The organism is Aporhodopirellula sallentina SM41 (assembly GCF_000346505.1).
Taxonomy (GTDB): domain Bacteria; phylum Planctomycetota; class Planctomycetia; order Pirellulales; family Pirellulaceae; genus Rhodopirellula; species Rhodopirellula sallentina.
This window is the reverse complement of the sequence record NZ_ANOH01000041.1, coordinates 1-2,835: the sequence shown is the minus strand read 5'-3', so window position 1 is coordinate 2,835 and position 2,835 is coordinate 1. Positions and strand designations below refer to the sequence as shown.

The 2,835-nt window shown below is 55.1% G+C and carries 4 protein-coding genes; all 4 read right to left on the bottom strand.

Annotation, left to right across the window (positions count from 1 at the left end; all coding sequences use genetic code 11):
• Positions 1 to 140 precede the first annotated feature (140 nt).
• Entirely contained in the window at positions 141 to 590 is a 450-nt protein-coding gene (locus RSSM_RS01960; protein ID WP_008673937.1) for a nucleotidyltransferase, read from the bottom strand.
• A 337-nt stretch (positions 591 to 927) separates the two neighbouring features.
• On the bottom strand, positions 928 to 1,731 hold the full coding sequence (locus RSSM_RS01955; RefSeq protein ID WP_008673935.1) for an ATP-grasp domain-containing protein: 804 nt from the start codon (positions 1,729 to 1,731) through the stop codon (positions 928 to 930).
• 159 nt (positions 1,732 to 1,890) lie between these two features.
• Positions 1,891 to 2,340, bottom strand: a complete 450-nt coding sequence (locus RSSM_RS01950; RefSeq protein WP_008673934.1) for a hypothetical protein — start codon at positions 2,338 to 2,340, stop codon at positions 1,891 to 1,893.
• Positions 2,341 to 2,516: 176 nt separating this feature from the next.
• A partial coding sequence (locus tag RSSM_RS33570) for a hypothetical protein (RefSeq protein WP_044300628.1) occupies positions 2,517 to 2,835 on the bottom strand: 319 nt, incomplete at its 5' end.

Below are 2,835 nucleotides of genomic sequence, written 5' to 3'. Positions count from 1 at the left end.
AGGTTTTTACGACACCGCCCTAAACGAAGCGAACGATGTCTGAACTACGAGAAATTGTACCAAGGCCATGGCCCGTTGCCAAAGAGCCAAGGTGTGCCCGAAGGGCCTCAGCGTAAAAACCATGTTGTCGGACCGACGCGTTAGGAATCGCTTGGATCAAGGGTCTCGGCATCCGCGATATCTTTAGGACGTCCGCAGGCCCGTTTGTTGACGATCAGATCATCGCGCCCAATGACATTCAGTTTGATATCATCCAGTTCAAGGTGCAGCTTGTTCTCCCATGCATCATCAAAAGCTACGCCAGAGATAGCAGTCAGTATGTCAATCCGAGAAGGTTCAACACCAATTTGAAAGACCATCCCGGGCGTTGCCAGGTCATCAACGGTTAGGTCATGTAATGGTGCGCCAAATTCGGCGAGAACACGATATACTTTTGGCGCAGTTTCAGCGTCGGGACGAACCCAAAGATCGAGGTCGCCGGTTGCACGTGGATGGCCATGGGCAGCGACAGCGTAAGCACCAACAAGTAGGAAATCAATTTTCGCGTCGGACAACGCGAGCAACATGTCTTTGAAGTCGGGATTGAACAACGTTTGGTTCCTTGAATTCCCATGCGGTTAAAGTCAGAGGCCACACCATTAGCAATCGTTCGGCCGGTGTAGCATCGGGAACCCCGGAATCGAGCCCCTGCTGATCGAGCGTCGTGAGTTTTGCAACTGAACGGTCCATCGGTGGGAGAGAGGTCATGCGTTTCCTTTGGCTGAGGTCGTACAACGGAAGGTTTTTACGACACCGCCCTGAACGAAGCGAGCGAGTCTGAACTGCGATTGATTGTAACAAGGCCAGCGATCGTTGCCAAACATCGAAGGTGTGCCGAAGGCCTAGCGTAAAAACCATGTTAGCGGACCCGGTGAATCGCCAAGGCGGTCAGCCATTTGAGAGGTCGCCCGTGACGGCACCCACAATACTGACGGCATCGCAGGCGTAAAGATCAGCACCACCAAACGGGTTGAGTTCGAGCAGTCGCAATTCACCGTCACATTCACAAACGTCGAGGCCGTAAGCGTCAGCAGGAGCTGGAATCGCGTTGGCAACGGTTTGCGCAAAGGTCCAAGCATCGCTTTGGGGTTGGTCCGCGACAGCCGAACGAGTTGGGGCATCGTATGCGGAACCAGCAACGACGGAGCGACGGACAACAACGAATCGCCATTCGCGACCGACGTTGCGTATCGGTGCGGCAACAATGGGCAACGAATCGTCGTCAAAGTAGAAGCCGTGATCCAACGCTTTGAGCGTTACCGAAGCGACATCAAGGACGCGGCCGCTGAACGGTTTCAGTGGGCTGTCGGGGCGAACGAAAATGCGATCGGCGCAGCCGATGGCTGCGGCAACGTCAGCGGCAGACGCAACGAAGTCATTGGCGGGCATCAAACGCCAATCGGTATGAAGCAACCAATCGCGAGCAGAATCGTACCACGCCGAGCAGCAAAACGAAGCGGCGTTACAGAATGACCCCGGTGACCAATCGAGGTTGTCGTGAATACGAGCGGCGTTGCCAAGCGAACCATGGAAATACGTGTGATCGCCGCCAAGATCGGACGGTAGCCCGTCGGACCACCAAGCATCGTTCCAATCGACGAGGCGATGCCCCGCATCACGGACGGCCGCGCGAAGTGGCGAGTGTGAATCAGGGAAAACGTCGGATTCAAGTACCCACGTTGCACGAGTCATTTGAGCTAGGGTCCGCTAACGGAAGGTTTTTACGACACCGCCCTGAACGAAGCGAGCGATGTCTGAACTACGGAAATTGTACCAAGGCCAAGGCCCGTTGCCAAAGAGCCAAGGTATGCCGAAGGCCTAGCGTAAAAACCATGTTGTGGGCCACCTGAGCTATTTGAGACGTGGCATATCCATACGTGTTCGCAGTAATTCGGATTGCACGACAACTTCGGCAGCCAGAGCGGAATCGTATACCGAATCATAGTAGTCATCGTCAGCGAGTTCTGCGGCGGCACATGCCACGGCTTGCAATGCGCACGATACTGAGTTCCAGACCTTGTCTGCCGTTGGCGGATGTGAAGACGAAGCTCCGACAACGGCCGAACCAGCAAAGTCACGGACACTGGGTTGAATTACGTGTTCCGTTAGCAGAGACGCCGCAGCGGAAACGATTGCGTCGAGTTCATTGGGGGTAATGTTACCAATCGCATATTCGCGAGAAGCACAAATTGCGGCAGAGAACTCAGGTTCCGTGAGAAAAGGCAGCACGCGAGCAGCACAGTCCGCAGCGAAGAGTCTCAGTTCCACGTCACAGGACGTGTTTCCCAGCGATCTTAGCATTCTCTCTAAGTCGTCTGGCGTTGACCAAGTAGTCATTCGGTGGCCCACAACGGAAGTTTTTTACGACACCGCCCTGAACGAAGCAAGCGATGTCTGAACTACGGAAGATTCTACCAAAGCCAACGCCCGTTGCCAAAGAGCGAAGGTGTGCCGAAGGCCCTTGCGTAAAAACCATGTTAGGCGTCCGCGTACGTGCCATCAGATTGCGTGGTGCCATCGTCAAAAGTCGCCCGTCCGCCCACATACGCGCCTGAGTCAGCACAGAATGCAGATTCAAATTCCTGCGTCACGTTCCCCGTCGTGTCGTACAGAGTGCCGCACAATTTCGTCATGCGCAGTTCGAGCACACCGTCTCCGGAGTCCCACGAATGTTCGCCGTCGTAGTACTCGTGCAACGGCAAGCGAACGCTGTACACGACGTCGCCGAACTGGTTGTACCCAACGAGCTTCGCTGTGTCGTAGAGTTTCTCGACCATGGCTGTTTGAGCGGACGCC

Coding starts and splice junctions, on each gene's coding strand:
- RSSM_RS01955 (WP_008673935.1), bottom strand. CDS start 1,731: ATGACTCGTGCAACGTGGGTACTTGAATCCGACGTTTTCCCTGATTCA.
- RSSM_RS01950 (WP_008673934.1), bottom strand. CDS start 2,340: ATGCTAAGATCGCTGGGAAACACGTCCTGTGACGTGGAACTGAGACTC.